11 protein-coding genes are annotated in these 14,234 nt (G+C 72.1%); 9 read left to right on the forward strand and 2 right to left on the reverse strand.

All coding sequences use genetic code 11. The annotated features are described in order from the left end of the window. Nucleotides 1-99 precede the first annotated feature (99 nt). Nucleotides 100-954 (reverse strand): hypothetical protein, encoded by an 855-nt coding sequence (locus WG209_RS14130; protein ID WP_337175699.1) that lies wholly within the window; start codon nucleotides 952-954, stop codon nucleotides 100-102. Between the two features lie 302 nt (nucleotides 955-1,256). On the opposite strand from WG209_RS14130, the gene WG209_RS14135 reads away from it, so the two are divergent. The 6 genes from WG209_RS14135 (at nucleotide 1,257) to WG209_RS14160 (ending at nucleotide 9,803) form a co-directional block, all read left to right on the forward strand. After that, a complete protein-coding gene (locus tag WG209_RS14135) occupies nucleotides 1,257-6,380 on the forward strand; it encodes a DUF1549 domain-containing protein (protein ID WP_337175700.1) in 5,124 nt (1,707 codons plus the stop codon). A gap of 26 nt (nucleotides 6,381-6,406) precedes the next feature. Next, complete coding sequence (locus tag WG209_RS14140; protein ID WP_337175701.1) at nucleotides 6,407-6,823, forward strand: HEPN domain-containing protein; 417 nt, start codon at nucleotides 6,407-6,409, stop codon at nucleotides 6,821-6,823. Nucleotide 6,824: 1 nt separating this feature from the next. Continuing rightward, nucleotides 6,825-7,166: a hypothetical protein gene (locus tag WG209_RS14145; protein WP_337175702.1), complete on the forward strand. Its 342-nt coding sequence runs from the start codon at nucleotides 6,825-6,827 to the stop codon at nucleotides 7,164-7,166. Between the two features lie 69 nt (nucleotides 7,167-7,235). Continuing rightward, nucleotides 7,236-8,717, forward strand: coding sequence for a DUF1501 domain-containing protein (locus WG209_RS14150; protein WP_337175703.1), 1,482 nt, complete (start codon nucleotides 7,236-7,238; stop codon nucleotides 8,715-8,717). Next, entirely contained in the window at nucleotides 8,714-9,166 is a 453-nt protein-coding gene (locus WG209_RS14155; RefSeq protein WP_337175704.1) for a TIGR03067 domain-containing protein, read from the forward strand. The genes WG209_RS14150 and WG209_RS14155 overlap by 4 nt, the downstream gene beginning before the upstream one ends. 55 nt (nucleotides 9,167-9,221) lie before the next feature. Next, nucleotides 9,222-9,803, forward strand: a complete 582-nt coding sequence (locus WG209_RS14160; RefSeq protein WP_337175705.1) for a PEP-CTERM sorting domain-containing protein — start codon at nucleotides 9,222-9,224, stop codon at nucleotides 9,801-9,803. Between the two features lie 204 nt (nucleotides 9,804-10,007). Here WG209_RS14160 and WG209_RS14165 read toward each other — a convergent pair whose 3' ends face one another. Further along, entirely contained in the window at nucleotides 10,008-10,259 is a 252-nt protein-coding gene (locus WG209_RS14165) for a hypothetical protein (protein WP_337175706.1), read from the reverse strand. A gap of 288 nt (nucleotides 10,260-10,547) precedes the next feature. Here WG209_RS14165 and WG209_RS14170 point away from each other — a divergent pair. The 3 genes from WG209_RS14170 to WG209_RS14180 all read left to right on the forward strand — a co-directional run bounded on the left by WG209_RS14170 (nucleotide 10,548) and on the right by WG209_RS14180 (nucleotide 14,198). Beyond that, a protein-coding gene (locus tag WG209_RS14170) for an IS5 family transposase (RefSeq protein ID WP_337175839.1) occupies nucleotides 10,548-11,380 on the forward strand; the annotation gives its coding sequence in 2 pieces (ribosomal slippage) (nucleotides 10,548-10,890 and nucleotides 10,890-11,380; 834 coding nt in all). A 509-nt stretch (nucleotides 11,381-11,889) separates the two neighbouring features. Continuing rightward, nucleotides 11,890-12,873 (forward strand): UDP-glucose 4-epimerase GalE, encoded by a 984-nt coding sequence (gene galE, locus WG209_RS14175; RefSeq protein WP_337175707.1) that lies wholly within the window; start codon nucleotides 11,890-11,892, stop codon nucleotides 12,871-12,873. Nucleotides 12,874-12,875: 2 nt separating this feature from the next. Then, nucleotides 12,876-14,198: a tetratricopeptide repeat protein gene (locus tag WG209_RS14180; RefSeq protein ID WP_337175708.1), complete on the forward strand. Its 1,323-nt coding sequence runs from the start codon at nucleotides 12,876-12,878 to the stop codon at nucleotides 14,196-14,198. Nucleotides 14,199-14,234: the final 36 nt, after the last annotated feature.

The raw sequence follows: 14,234 nt of genomic DNA on the forward strand, positions 1-14,234 counted from the left end.
TCGCCCGGCGAGGCGGCCGCGCGAACCCGACACGCCAGGGCCGGCGTCGCGAGCCTCCGCCCGCGGCGCCGGCCAGCTCATGCGCGTCGGGCGTCAAGATCAACCGGCCGGGCGATCGCCCGGGCGCCGACGCCCGGACCACGGGAGTCCCCCGCAGCCGGCCGCGGCGGCGATCCCGGCGAGGAGGACGGCGGCCGGCTCGGGCACCGCCGTCCCTGTCAGGGTGAACGACGCGTTGAAGGCCCGCCCCTGGCCTTCGATGTCGGTGCCCACCCGGAGCCAGTCGGGATCGATCGAACCGTCGCGGATCCAGGTCTGCAGATCGGGGACGGGCGGCCCGACCAGCCGGGGCGCGGAAAGCCAGTAAAATTCCTGGCCCGCGCCGGCCAGGAGAACCTGTGGGACCAGGAAGTAGCGGCCCGCCGCGAGCGTGATCGGGTCGCTCAGGGCGATATCAAGGCGGACCTCCGAGCCGACGACCGGGCCGTCCCCGCCGGTCACGTTCCCGGGTACCGGGTGGATGCCGTTCAGTACGGAATTGCCGACGGCGAACGATGGGTTGACCACGGCGGAGGCGTACGTCAACTCTCCCGCGCCCGAGTCGCGCGAGGTGAGCGCGACGTCCGAGGGCGAATTCGCCCGGGTCGGGACGCTGCCGGACGGGGGGACGGTCGAATCCTCGGGGAATACCCGATAGATCTCCACCACGATTTGGGCGATGTCCGCCGGCGTCGCGCCCCCGGTCAGGAGGCCGGTGAACGAGAGGCCCGTGATCCGGGAGGCCCCGTCCAGGACGAAATCGTCGCCCGTCTCGATCTCGCCGCCCCCGCCGCCCGACGGCCTCGACGCCATGGCCATCAGGCCGTCGGGATCCCCCGTCGCGAAGAGGACGCCGTCGCCCCGGGCCGGGGAGAGGAGCGCGCCGAAGCCCAGCGTCGGAACGATGATTCTCAACCAGACGTGCATCGCGGACTCCCTCTCGTCGCGGGACCGCGCCCGAGCGATCGTTTGTGTGCAAATTCCGCACATGAAGATGTCATGGTTCGACAGCGTCGATATTCGAGCACGAGGCCGGGCCCGCGTCCAGAAGAAAAATCAGTTCCCGCGCGCCGGCGTGGGCGCCGCGGCCGGCCCTCCGCGGCGGCCGCGCGCCCGAGAGACGGGCAGTCCACGCATTGCATCCGCCCCGCCGCGGGTTTAACATCCGCGGAACTCCTCTGTTCTTTTCGATACCCGGTTCCGGGGGGCGTGCGCTGATGGGCCGTTCGACGCGCGGTGAGGGCCGGCCGATTCTCGGCCGGGTGGGGCTCGGGGCGCTGGCGGCGGTCGCGCTGTCCTGGGGCGGGGCGTCGGCCGGGGAGCCGGAGGCGCCGGCGAAGGTCAGCTACGACAAGCAGGTCCGGCCGATCTTCCAGGCCCACTGCCAGGGCTGCCACCAGCCGGCCAAGGCGGGCGGCGGCTACGTCATGACGTCCTTCGACCGCCTGCTCAAGGGGGGAGAGATCGAGGGGGAGGCCGTCGTCCCCGGCAAGCCCGAGGAGAGCCCCCTCCTGGAGCTGATCACGGCCCACGACGGCAAGGCGCAGATGCCCCGCGACGCCTCCCCGCTGGGCGAGGCCGACGTCGAGATTATCCGGAACTGGGTCGCCCAGGGCGCCGTCGACGACACCCCCGCCGGCGCCGGCTCGGGGGTCGACGCCGACCACCCGCCCGAGTACGCCCGCGCCCCGGTCGTCCCGACGCTGGCGTTCTCGCCCGACGGCTCGCTGCTGGCCGTCGCCGGGTTCCACGAGATCCTGCTGTGGAAGGGGGACGGCTCCGAGCCGATCGCGCGGCTGGTCGGCCTGTCCGGTCGCGTCGACTCGCTGGCGTTCTCCCCCGACGGCACGCGGCTGGCCGCCGCCGGCGGCGACCCCGGCCGCCGCGGCGAGATCCAGGTCTGGGACGTCGCCAAGCGCGAGCTGACCCTCTCCGCCTCGGTCGCCTTCGACGTCGTCACCGGCGCGAGCTGGTCGCCCGACGGGACCCGGATCGCCTTCGGCTGCACCGACAACTCGGCCCGCGCGATCGACGCGAGGACCGGCGAGCAGGTCCTGTTCATGGGCTCCCACGCCGACTGGGCGCTGGACACCGTCTTCTCCGCGGACGGCTCGCACCTGGTCTCCGTCGGCCGCGACATGACGGCCAAGCTCACGGAGATCGCCGAGCAGCGGTTCGTCGACAACGTCACCTCGATCACCCCCGGCGCGCTCAAGGGGGGCCTGACGGCCGTCGCCCGGCACCCGAGGCGCGACGAGATCGTCGTCGGCGGCTCGGACGGCGAGCCGAAGGTCTACCGCATCTTCCGCCAGACCCAGCGCGTCATCGGCGACGACTCCAACCTGATGCGCTCGCTGCCCCCCCTGTCGGGCCGCGTGACGGGCGTGGCCGTCAGCCCGGACGGCCTGCGAATCGCCGCCGTCTCCAGCCTGGACGGGTCGACCGGCGAGGTCGTCGTCTACTCCCACGAATTCAGCGACGAGTACCCCGAGGCGATCAAGAAGATCCAGGCCAAGGTCGTCACCACGAGGTCGGCCGAGGAGAACGCGGCCGTCGCCGCCTACCACAAGGACGGCGTGCGCGAGGTCTCCCGGCTGCAACTTCCGACCGGCCTCTACGCGGTCGACTTCCGCCCCGACCGCAAGGTCCTGGCCTTCGCCGGCGTCGACGGCGTGGTGCGCCTGATCGACCCGGAGACCGCCTCGCCCATCAGGGAATTCGTCCCGGTCCCGATCTCCGAATCCGCGCGGGCGAAGCTCGCGGCGTCCGGCGCGTCGGGCTCGCTCGCGCTGCCCGAGGACCCCGTCGAGCCCGACCCCGCGCCGGCCTCCCCGGTCGCGGCCCTGGACGTCGAGCCGAAGGAGGCGCTCCTCGACTCGCCGGTCGCCTACGCCCAGCTCGTCGCCACGGCGAGGCTGGCCTCGGGCGACGCCGTGGACGTCACGCGGTCGGTCGACTTCAAGGTCGAGGGCCCCGCGGTCGAGGTCACGCGCTCCGGCCTGGTCAAGCCGAAGGCCGACGGCGTGGCGAAGGTGATCCTCCGCGTCGGCGGCCAGACGGCCGAGGTCGCCGTGAGGGTCGCGGGGCTGTCGGCCGCGATGCGCCCGGACTTCGTCCGCGACGTCGCCCCGGTCGTCTCGCGGATGGGGTGCAACCAGGGGACCTGCCACGGCGCCGCGCAGGGGAAGAACGGCTTCAAGCTCTCGCTGCGGGGCTATGACCCGCTGTTCGACGTCACCGCCTTCACCGACGACAACGCCGCCCGCCGCGTCAACACGGCCTCCCCCGACGACAGCCTGATGCTCGACAAGCCGACGGGCGTCGTCCCCCACGGCGGCGGCGTCTTCATGAAGCCGGGCGACGCCTATTACGAGGTCATCCGCGCCTGGATCGCCCAGGGGGCCAGGCTCGACCTGACGTCGCCCCGGGTGGAGCGGATCGACGTCTTCCCCGGGAACCCGATCGTCCAGCTCCCCGGCTCCACGCAGCAGCTCCGCGTCGTCGCCACGTACCCCGACGGCACGACGCGCGACGTCACCCGCGAGGCGTTCCTGGAGAGTGGCGACACCGAGGTCGCCGACGTCAGGCCGCGCGGGATGGTCGCCGCCCTCCGACGCGGCGAGGCGCCGATCCTCGTCCGCTACGAGGGCTGCTACGCCTCCACCACCCTGACCGTCATGGGGGACCGCTCCGGCTTCGTCTGGACTCCCCCCCCCAGCCACGGCCCGATCGACGACCTCGTCGCCGCCAAGTGGGAACGGCTGAAGATCCAGCCCTCCGGCCTCTGCACCGACGCCGAGTTCCTCCGCCGCGTCTCGCTGGACCTCACCGGCCTGCCGCCGACCGCCGAGGAGGTCCGCGCGTTCCTCCACGACCCGGCCGAATCCCGGGCCAAGCGCGAGGCGCTCGTCGATCGCCTGATCGGCTCGCCCGCGTTCGTCGACCACTGGACGAACAAGTGGGCCGACCTCCTGCTGGTGAACCGCAAGTTCCTGGGCGCCGAGGGCGCCGCCGCGTTCCGCGAATGGATCCGCGCGCAGGTCGCCGACGACGTCCCGTATGACGAGTTCGCCCGCCGAGTCATCACCGCGACCGGCTCGAACAAGGACAACCCCGCCGCCTCGTACTACAAGATCCTCCGAGATCCCGAGGCGACGATGGAGAACACCACGCAGCTGTTCCTGGGGGTCCGCTTCAACTGCAACAAGTGCCACGACCACCCCTTCGAACGCTGGACCCAGGACCAGTACTACGAGACCGCCGCGTTCTTCGCGCAGGTCGACCTGAAGGCCGACCCCGCCAGCAACGGCCGGACCATCGGCGGGTCCGACGTCGAGGCGCCCCAGCCGTTCTACGAGGTCGTCTCCGACGCCTCGACCGCCGAGGTCATCCACGACCGGACCAGGCGGCCGGCCGCGCCGAAGTTCCCCTTCGACTGCGACCACGAGGAGCCCGCCGCCGCCACCCGCCGCGCCGAGCTGGCCTCGTGGCTGACCTCGGCCGACAACCCGTACTTCGCCCGCGGCTACGTCAACCGGCTGTGGGGCTACCTGTTCGGCGTCGGGCTGGTGGAGCCGCTGGACGACGTCCGCGCCGGCAACCCCCCCTCGAACCCCGAGCTGCTGGACCACCTGACGGCCGAGTTCCTCAAGGACGGCTTCCGCGTGCGGCCGACGATCCGCCGGATCGTCACGTCGCGGACGTATCAACTGTCGGTGGAGACGAACGCGTTCAACGCCGACGACAAGACGAACTACTCGCACGCGATCGCCCGCCGCCTCCCGGCCGAGGTGCTGTACGACGCGGTGAACCTGGCGACGGGCTCGACCTCGCGGATCCCGGGCGTGCCGCCGGGGACGCGGGCCTCGGCGCTGCCGGATTCGGGCGTGGAACTCCCCAGCGGCTTCCTCTCGGCGTTCGGCCGCCCCGTCCGCGAGAGCGCCTGCGAGTGCGAGCGGTCGAGCGACATGCAGCTCGGCCCCATCATGGCCCTGGTGAGCGGCCCGACGGTGGCCGACGCCCTGGCCGATCCCGAGAACGCCCTCACGAAGCTCGCCGCCGCCCAGCGGGACGACGCGAGGCTGGTGGAGGAGCTGTTCCTGCGGATCCTCAACCGCCCCGCGCGATCCGAGGAGGTCGACGCCGCCCGCGCCGCGTTCCAGGAGGTGGACGACGACCACAAGGCGCTCGCCGAGGAGCTGGGCCGCGCGGAGGTCCAGTTCGCCCTCGACCGCCCGCGACTGGAGCGCGAACGCTCGGCCGCCCTCGCCGCCGCCGAGGCCGAGCTGTCGGCCTTCGACGCCGCCCAGGCCCCGGCGATCGCCCGGAAGGAGGCCGAGCGCGCCGAGAAGATCGCCGCCCTGGAGGCCGACGCCAGGGCCTACGAGGCCCAGGTCGCCGCGAAGGTGGCCGAGTGGGAGAAGGCCAACGCCGGCTCCGTCGTCGACCCCTGGGTCGTGATCGATCCGAAGTCGATGGCCGCGTCGAGCGAGGCCAAGCTGGAGAAGCAGGCTGACGGCTCCATCGTCGCCTCGGGCCCGAACAAGAACGCGGAGGTCGTCCTCGCGGCCGAGACCGACCTGGAGGGGATCGCCGCGGTCCGGATCGAAGCCCTCGCCGACCCGAGCCTGCCGTCGTCCGGCCCCGGCCGGGCGAACGACGGCAACTTCGTGCTGACCGAGTTCCAGGTTTCCGCCGCGCCGAAGGGGGCTCCCGAGCAGGCGAAGCCCGTGGAACTGCACGCCGCGCTGGCCGATTTCAGCCAGGGCGAGTTCGACGTCGCCAAGGCGATCGACGGCAACCTCGACGATCAGCGCGGCTGGGCCGTCTCCCCGCGGACGGGCCTGATCCACTGGGCGACGTTCCGGACGAAGGAGCCCGTCGGCGGGCCCGGCGGGACCCTCCTGACGTTCAAGCTCCATCACCGCTTCAACGACGCCTGGACGCTCGGCCGGTTCCGGATCTCGGTCGCCCGCCGGGCGGACGTGGGCCTGGGCCTGCCGGAGCCCCTCCGCGCGATCGTCGCGACCGCGCCCGAGGTCCGGACGCCCGCCCAGGCGGAGGCGCTGATGGACTACCACCGCCGCATGGACCAGGGCTGGCTCGACCGCCAGGCCGCCCTCGCCGCCGCGAGGGCGCCGATCCCGGCCGACCCGGCGCGGGCCGCGCTCGTCGCCCGGGTCGAGTCCGCGAAGCAACCCGTCGCCCCGCCGCCGGCGCTCGTCCGGCTCCGCGGCGACCTCGACATGAGCGTCCGGCAGGCCGCCAGCCGCCGCCTCACCGCGGCGCAGGACGTCGCCTGGGCCCTCATCAACAGCCCGGAGTTCCTGTTCAACCACTGACCCGACCCGCGCGGAGCCCCGGCCCCGTGGCCACCCCGAAAACCAGATTGGTCCGCCGCTTCTCCCGGAGCGCGACCCAGAGGCGGGACGAGGCGCGTGTCCTCTTCAAGTCCGAGCTGCACACCGGGGCGGTTTACCTGGCCGGTTACGGCGTGGAGTGCATCCTCAAGGCGCTGATCCTCGCGATCACGCCTCCGACCCGCGAGGCGGAAGCGCTGGCCTTGTTCCGGGGCGCGAAGGCCCACGACTATAATCAGTTGAAGGCCTGGTATCGCGAGCGAGGGGGGCCGGCCCCGCCCTCCTCGCTCAACCCGGCCTTTACCATCGTCGGTGATTGGTCGACCGACCTCCGATACTCGACCGCGACCCTGAAGGAAGAGGAAGCGCTGGAATTCCTCGGCGCGGTCGACGAGATCATTCAATGGGCCGCCGGGAGGCTGTGACATGGCCGTCGAGATCCGTGGTTCGTCCGACGAGACCCTGGACGCGATCGCGTCGGCGCTGGAAGCGTATCAGGCTGATCGCCCCGGGACGCGGGTCACGATGTACCGGCAGGGCCCCTATTCGATCCGCGTCCGCGTCCTCGACCCGGGCTTCGAATCCATGAGCCGGGGCGATCGGAGCCGGCTCGTCTGGTCCTACCTGGCTCGGCTGACGGAAGACCAGCAGGCCGACATCAACATGCTCCTCCTCCGAACACCGGGGGAACTCAAGGATTCCTTCGCGAACTTCGAATTCGAGGACCCCGTCCCCCCGCTCTCGCTCAATAGCGCCGCGGCCGATTGACCGATACGATCCGCAGTCATCCCGTCTCCGTTTCGCGTCCCTCTCTCCCCGAGGCCAGGAGCCCCGCCGATGATCATCGTCCCCGGACAGGCCGGCAAGGACTTGTGCGACCCGACGCTGGGGACGACCCGGCGCGACCTCCTCCGCGTGGGGGGCTCGGGGCTGATGGGCGTCTCGCTGGGGACGCTGTTCCATCTCCAGGCGGCCACCGCCCGCGCGGCCGACGCCTCGGCGGGCAAGGCCGCGCCGGGGTGGGGCCGGGCCAAGAGCATCATCATGGTGTATCTCCAGGGGGGGCCGAGCCACCTGGACCTGTGGGACCCCAAGGACGGCCTGCCGGACAACGTCCGCAGCCAGTTCTCCCGCATCAACAGCAAGGTGCCGGGGATCGACTTCACGGAGATCCTGCCGAAGCTGTCGCTGGTCTCCGACAAGTTCACGCTGGTCCGGTCGCTGGGCTACACGCCCAACGGGCTGTTCAACCACACCGCCGCCATCTACCAGATGATGACCGGCTACACGACCGACAAGGTCAGCCCGTCGGGCCAGCTCGAGCCCCCCAACGCCAAGGACTTCCCCAACTTCGGCTCGCAGATCGTCCGGCTGAGGCCGCAGAACGTGCCGATGCTGCCGTTCGTGATGCTGCCGCGCCCGCTCCAGGAGAGCGGCGTCGTCGGCAAGGGGGGGACCGCCGGCTTCCTCGGCAAGTCGTTCGACCCCTACACGCTGTATCCCGACGGCGACGACATGGACATGACCAAGCTGGACCGGATCAAGGTCGACGACCTGCAACTCCGGCCCGAGGTCTTCGCCCTTCGCCTGGAACGGCGGGCCAAGCTCCGCTCGGCGCTCAACGCCGGGATGAAGGCGGTCGACGAGGCCACCGCCGAGTACAAGCTCGACGAGTATTATGACCGCGCCCTGAGCCTGGTCGTCTCCGGCCGCGCCCGCGAGGCGTTCAACCTCGCCGCCGAGGACGAAGCCACCCGCGAGCTGTACGGCCGCAACACCTTCGGCCAGAGCTGCCTGCTCGCCCGCCGCGTCGTCGAGGCCGGCGCGAAGGTCGTGGAGGTCATCTGGCCCAAGGTCGCCAACTCCGACAACCACTCGTGGGACCACCACGTCGGCCTGACCGAGCGCATGAAGAACCAGTCCGGCCCGATGCTCGACCAGGGCCTCTCCGGCCTGCTCACCGACCTCGACCGCCGCGGCCTGCTCGACGAGACGCTCGTCGTCGCCGTGGGCGAGTTCGGCCGCAGCCCGCGCAAGGGGGTCAGCACGTCCGGCAACGGCAACAGCGCCGACGGCCGCGACCACTGGCCGTACTGCTACACCGCGCTGCTGGCCGGCGCCGGCATCCGTCGCGGCCACGTCCATGGCTCGTCCGACAAGACCGGGTCGGCCCCGCTCACCGACCCCGTCCACCCCGGCGAGCTGCTGGCGACCATCTACCACGCCTTCGGCATCGATCCGGCCACCATGGTCATGAATCACCTCAACCAGCCCCGCGAGCTGGTCAAGGGAGAGGCCGTCACCCGGCTGTTCGGATGAGCCGACTGCTCGCCGTCCTCCTCGCCGCCTCGTGCCTGCAAGGGCCCGAGGCGGCCACCGACGTCAAGGCCGAGCTGGAACGGCACCAGGGCGTCTGGCGCTGCGCCTCCCTCCGTCGCGACGGGAAGGAGGCGGACGCGGCCGTCGTCCGCTCCATCACCCGGACCGTCGACGGCGACCGCGTCGTCTGGCGCCGCGACGGCAAGAGCTTCTCCGCCTCCACGATCGTTATCGACCCCAAGGCCGATCCCATGACGATCGACGTCCACGCCGACGGCGGACCCGGGCGCGACAAGGTCGTCCGCGGCATCTACAAGCTCGAAGGCGATCGGCTCACCCTCTGTACCGGCGACCCCGACGAACCCCGCCCCGACGATTTCCGCGCCGAGGCCGGCGACCGCTGGACCCTCATGGTTTTCGAACGCGAGGAGACGGGCCAGGGCCCGTGAACGACGACGGCGCCGGGCATCCCTTGGAGCCGCGCCCAACCCCCGGGGATGGAAGATGCTCGCTCTCAAGAGGACGCTGATCCTGGCCCTCCTGGCGATCGGGGGCCGCGTCGACGCCGACACCGTGGTGGCCATCCGCTTCACGATCGACCAGCAGCCGGGCAACTGGGCCGTCGGGGAAGGCACCTTCTCCTTCGCCGACGGACTGACCACGGTCGGGCTGGGGGACCTGAAGACGTTCTTCCTCGCCACCTCGGTCATCGACGCCGTCCATGGCGGGCCCCAACCCTACAATTACGAGCAGATCACGCTGCAGGGGTTCTCGGCAACGTTCGAGGCGGGCCCGACCGGCCCGACGTTGACGAGCCTGGCCATTTCCACCGCTCCCATCCCACCGCCCCAGGATCCGCTCTTCCCCTACCTGGCCTTCAACGCCACGTCGCTCGCGAAGGACGGGGCGTTCATGGAGAGGTGGGAATCGAGCGTCGACGAAGGGGTGTACGTCACGGGGACGATGACCGTCCTCAGGATCGACACGGGCGTCCGCGCGGTCCCCGAACCGTCCGGCGCGATCTCGCTCGGCCTGGGCGCGACCGCCATCGCCCTGGGATGGCGCCGTCGAAGGGGGGCCGGCTGAACGGCGATTCCGCCGACCGATCCGGGGCCGTCCGGGATCAACCCGGGGCAGCCCTTCGCTATCGAACCGCGACGCGAGGGACCGGATCCATCCCTTGGCCACGGGACGCGAGAAGCCGAAGGGCGTCCGCCTGGACAGCGTCGCCCCGGGCGAGGCCAGCCATCGCGAGGGCCATCATGAGCCCGCGCGCTGGATCGCCAGGCACTATGAAAGAGTCTGGATGAGGCGGGCCACCGCGAGCGACATCAGCAGGGCCAGGGCGGTCGTGTAGGCGATGCAGAGCACGCCCCCCGTGCGGGCCAGCCGTCGGGGCCAGCCCGTCGTCTCCGACGTCATCGAGATCGCCGCGATGGCGACCAGCGGGGAGAATGGCAGGAGCCAGAACCCCCCGACGCTCGCGACGGCCAGCGCCTTCGCCGCCGAGCCGGGCCTCTCCATGTCGACTTCAGCATTCATGAGTCACCCCCCCTCCATCAGGTCGAGCGATTTCACGGCATTGACAAGTGTCGTACAGGCCGGGGCTCCGGTCAAGAGCCATTCGCGGAAGGGGCGGACCTCCCGTCCATGGCGGGCTTCGGCGGGACCGCGCGGAAAAATTCGAGAAACCTGAAATCCCGCCCATCCGGCCGCGGACCATGCGGGTGTTTGATGAGGGCGCTCTTTGACAACGCGGAAGCGGTTTAGAAGTGGTTTCAAAACCCGGCCTGAGACGGGTAGACTCCGGGTTACTTCCCGGAGGGATCCATCATGGCCGCCCTGGTGACCGACGAGTTGTGGGAGGCGATCGCGCCCCACCTGCCCGAGCATCCGCCCGACCCGAAGGGGGGCCGCCCGCGGGTCCCCGACCGCCGGGCCCTCGCCGGCATCCTGTTCGTGCTCCGCGAGGGGCTGCGGTGGCAGTCGCTGCCGGCCGAGATGGGCTGCGGCTCGGGCGGCACGTGCTGGCGGCGGTTCGCCGAGTGGACCGAGGCCGACGTCTGGCGGAAGGCCCACGCCCTCCTGCTCGGCGCACTCGGCGAGCGGGGGCTCCTGAACCTGGAGCGGGCGGTCGTCGACTCGGCCTCGACGCGGGCCGTAAAAGGGGGGCGCACACCGGCCCCAACCCGACCGACCGGGCCAAGCGCGGCCTGAAACGCCACCTGGCGACCGACGGCGACGGGACGCCGCTGGCGGTCCTGATCGGCCCGGCGAACCGCCGCGACGAGCAACCGGTCGGGCCGCTGCCGTGGCTGATGCGGGCGGCCCTACTCGCCGCGGGGCTCCGGCTCCCGGCGGCCGTGCAGGCCGACCGCGGGTACGGCTTCCCCTGGACGATCGCCCTGATCCTCTCCTGGGGCATGCGGGCCCTGATCGCCCCGCGCGGCTCGCCGCACGGCAGCGGCCTGGGGCGGACACGATACGTGGTCGAGCGCACGCACGCCTGGTTCTCGCGGCCCCGCCGCCTCGTCCAATGCTACGAGCGGCGACCCGAGCACGCCCAGGCGTTCCACTCGCTGGCCGCCTGCGTCATCTGCGCCCGCAAGCTCCGAGCGGCCCGGCCGCGACCAGACCGGCCGGCCGCCCGACTCGTCGCTTGACCGGGTATTGAAACCATGTCTTAGCGGCGGTGACCATGCCGGCCCAGGGACGCCGGCCCGATTCCGCCCCCTCTCCCCCCGGGCGGGGCCGCCGCGGCGCGGAGCTAGCATCGGCCGCATGGATCACGAACCGTCGGGATCCCCGAGGCACGACGACCCCTGCCCGGCCCCTCGGGCCACCCGCCCCCCGGCGGGAGGGGGAAGCGCGTGGCCTGCTCGATGGTCGAGAAAACTACTTCGAAGACGACGAACGAAGCCAAGTTGGTTAGGTCGCAAAATGCGTGCTGGTGGACGGTTATGTGGGATTGGGTCGTAAGCGAGGCGCGCGAACGAAGCCAACTCGCGGGGCAGGCCCGCCCCCCGGCGCGCGAGCGTGGGGGGGGGCCTGTCGCGGCCCGGCGGCGGGGTGGCGAGCCGCGCGCCGTCGGCGGGTTGCGGCGTCGGGGGGGCGATTCGGTTAGACTCGATGGCCGAGATTCCGACGGTGGGGCGCGACGGAGTGGACGACGATGAACGTGCTGGTGTCGGGCGGGGCCGGATATGTGGGGTCGCACGCGGCCCGGATGCTGTCGAACGCCGGGCACGAGGTCTGGGTGTACGACAACCTCGTCTTCGGCCACCGCGGCGCGGTCGCGCCCGGGCGGCTGATCGAGGGGGACCTGCTCGACAAGGACAGGCTCGTCGGCGTCCTGCGCGAGAAGCGGATCGACGCCGTGATGCACTTCGCCGCCTTCGCCTACGTCGGCGAGTCGGTGACGGACCCGGCGAAGTATTACCGCAACAACATCGTCGGCACGCTGTCGCTGATGGAGGCGATGCTCGCGGCCGATGTCAAGCGGATCGTCTTCTCCAGCACCTGCGCCACCTATGGCGAGCCGGAGAGCGTGCCGATCCGGGAGACCCAGCCCCAGGCCCCCATCAACCCCTACGGCTACACCAAGCTGGTGATCGAGCGGGCCCTGTCGGACTTCGCCCACGCCTACGGCTGGGGCTACGCCGCCCTTCGCTACTTCAACGCCGCCGGGGCCTCGGCCGACGGCGACCTCGGCGAGGACCACGACCCGGAGACCCACCTGATCCCCCTGGTCCTCCAGGTGGCCCTGGGGCAGCGGGAGCACATCACCATCTTCGGCGACAAGCTGCCGACCCCGGACGGCACGTGCATCCGCGACTATATCCACGTCGACGACCTGGCCTCCGCGCACATCTCGGCGCTGGAGAAGCTGGGCCCTGGGGTGGAGTTCCGCTGCAACCTGGGGACCGGCCGGGGGACCAGCGTGAAGGAGGTGATCGAGGCCTGCCGCGAGGTCACCGGCCACCCGATCCCCGCCGTCGTCGCCGGCCCCCGCGCCGGCGACCCGCCGGCCCTGGTGGCCGACGCCTCGCTCGCCCGTCGCGAGCTGGGCTGGGTCCCCCGCTTCACCAGCATCCGGCCCATCGTCGAGTCCGCCTGGAAGTGGCACCAGGGCCATCCGAACGGATACGGAGATTGACCATGCCCCCGCGCCGACGATCCTGGGAGGCCGCGACGGCGGCCGTCGCGTTGCTCTTGCTGGTCGCGCCGTCGCGCCCCGCGATCGGCCGGGACGACGACTTGGCGAAGGGGGCCGAGGCGCGGGCGAGGGGCGTGGAGCTGCACGGCAAGGGGGACCTCGCCGGTGCCGCCGCCGCGTTCACCGAGGCGATCCGGCTCAACCCCAAGGACGCCCTCGCCTACTACGACCGCGCCGCCGTCCTGTCCGAGACGGCCGACGCCGCGAAGGCCCTGGCCGACTACGACGAGGCGCTGAAGCTCGACCCGAAGCTGGCCGCCGCCTACGTCGGCCGGGGCCGGCTCCGCGCCGCGTCGGGGGACGTCGACGCCGCCATCGCCGATTATTCGCGGGCGGTGGAGGCCGACCCGAAAGACCCCCTGGCCCCGTTCGCCCGCGCGCAGGCCGAGGCGTCGCGCCGGAATTACGAGAAGGCGCTAGTCGACTACGACCGGGCGATCCGGCTCGCCCCGTCCAGCGCGCTGTTCCACCTCAGCCGGGGCGACGTCCGTCGGGCGCTGGGCGACCTCGCCGGCGCGGCGGACGACTTCTCGCGGGCGATCCGGCTCGCCCCCCGCCTGGCCGACGCCCACGACGCCCGCGCCGCCGTCGCCTTCGACCAGGGGCGATACGTCGACGCCCTGGAAGATTTCGGCCAGGCGCTGAAGCTCGCCCCGGGCGACGCCCGCGCGCACCTCGGGCGGGCCACCTGCCTGGTCGAGCTACGCGAGCACGACCTGGCCGTCTCGGCCTACGGCAAGGCGCTGGAGATCGACCCGACCTCGGCCGACGCCCACTACGGCCGCGGCCGCGCCCTCGCCCAGAAGGGGGAATACGACCGGGCCGCCGCCGACTACGACGAGGCGCTGAGGCTCGACCCGGGCCACCCGTCGGCCCTCGCCGGCCGGGGGATCGCCCGGCTGTTCCAGGGCCGATACGCCGACGCCGCCGCCGACCTCGGCTCCGCCCTGGAGCGTAACGCCGACGACGCCGTCGCCGCGACCCACCTGGCCCGGCTCCTCGCCGCCTGCCCGGACGCCAAGCTTCGCGACGGCGCCCGCGCCCGGACCCTGGCCGAGAAGGCCCGCGTCCTGACCCGCGAGGCCGAGCCCTTCGCCCTCGCCGCCCTGGCCGCCGCCGAGGCCGAACTGGGCCGGTTCCCCTCCGCCGTCGCCTGGCAGGAGATGGCCCTGGCGCTCTGCCCCGACCCCGAGGCCAAGGCCCGCGCCGCCGCCCGCCTGGACCTCTATCGCAAGGGCCGACCCCTGCGCGACCCAACGCCTTGATCCGGCCGCGACGGATGTGACGACCACGCGGCGTCG

Source organism: Paludisphaera sp. (genome assembly GCF_037189885.1).
Lineage (GTDB): Bacteria > Planctomycetota > Planctomycetia > Isosphaerales > Isosphaeraceae > Paludisphaera.

Bases quoted from the DNA above. Each gene is read 5' to 3' on its own strand.
- WG209_RS14135 (WP_337175700.1), top strand. From the start codon at position 1,257: ATGGGCCGTTCGACGCGCGGTGAGGGCCGGCCGATTCTCGGCCGGGTG.
- WG209_RS14145 (WP_337175702.1), top strand. From the start codon at position 6,825: ATGGCCGTCGAGATCCGTGGTTCGTCCGACGAGACCCTGGACGCGATC.
- WG209_RS14150 (WP_337175703.1), top strand. From the start codon at position 7,236: ATGATCATCGTCCCCGGACAGGCCGGCAAGGACTTGTGCGACCCGACG.
- WG209_RS14155 (WP_337175704.1), top strand. From the start codon at position 8,714: ATGAGCCGACTGCTCGCCGTCCTCCTCGCCGCCTCGTGCCTGCAAGGG.
- WG209_RS14160 (WP_337175705.1), top strand. From the start codon at position 9,222: ATGCTCGCTCTCAAGAGGACGCTGATCCTGGCCCTCCTGGCGATCGGG.
- WG209_RS14165 (WP_337175706.1), bottom strand. From the start codon at position 10,259: ATGAATGCTGAAGTCGACATGGAGAGGCCCGGCTCGGCGGCGAAGGCG.
- galE (WP_337175707.1), top strand. From the start codon at position 11,890: ATGAACGTGCTGGTGTCGGGCGGGGCCGGATATGTGGGGTCGCACGCG.
- WG209_RS14180 (WP_337175708.1), top strand. From the start codon at position 12,876: ATGCCCCCGCGCCGACGATCCTGGGAGGCCGCGACGGCGGCCGTCGCG.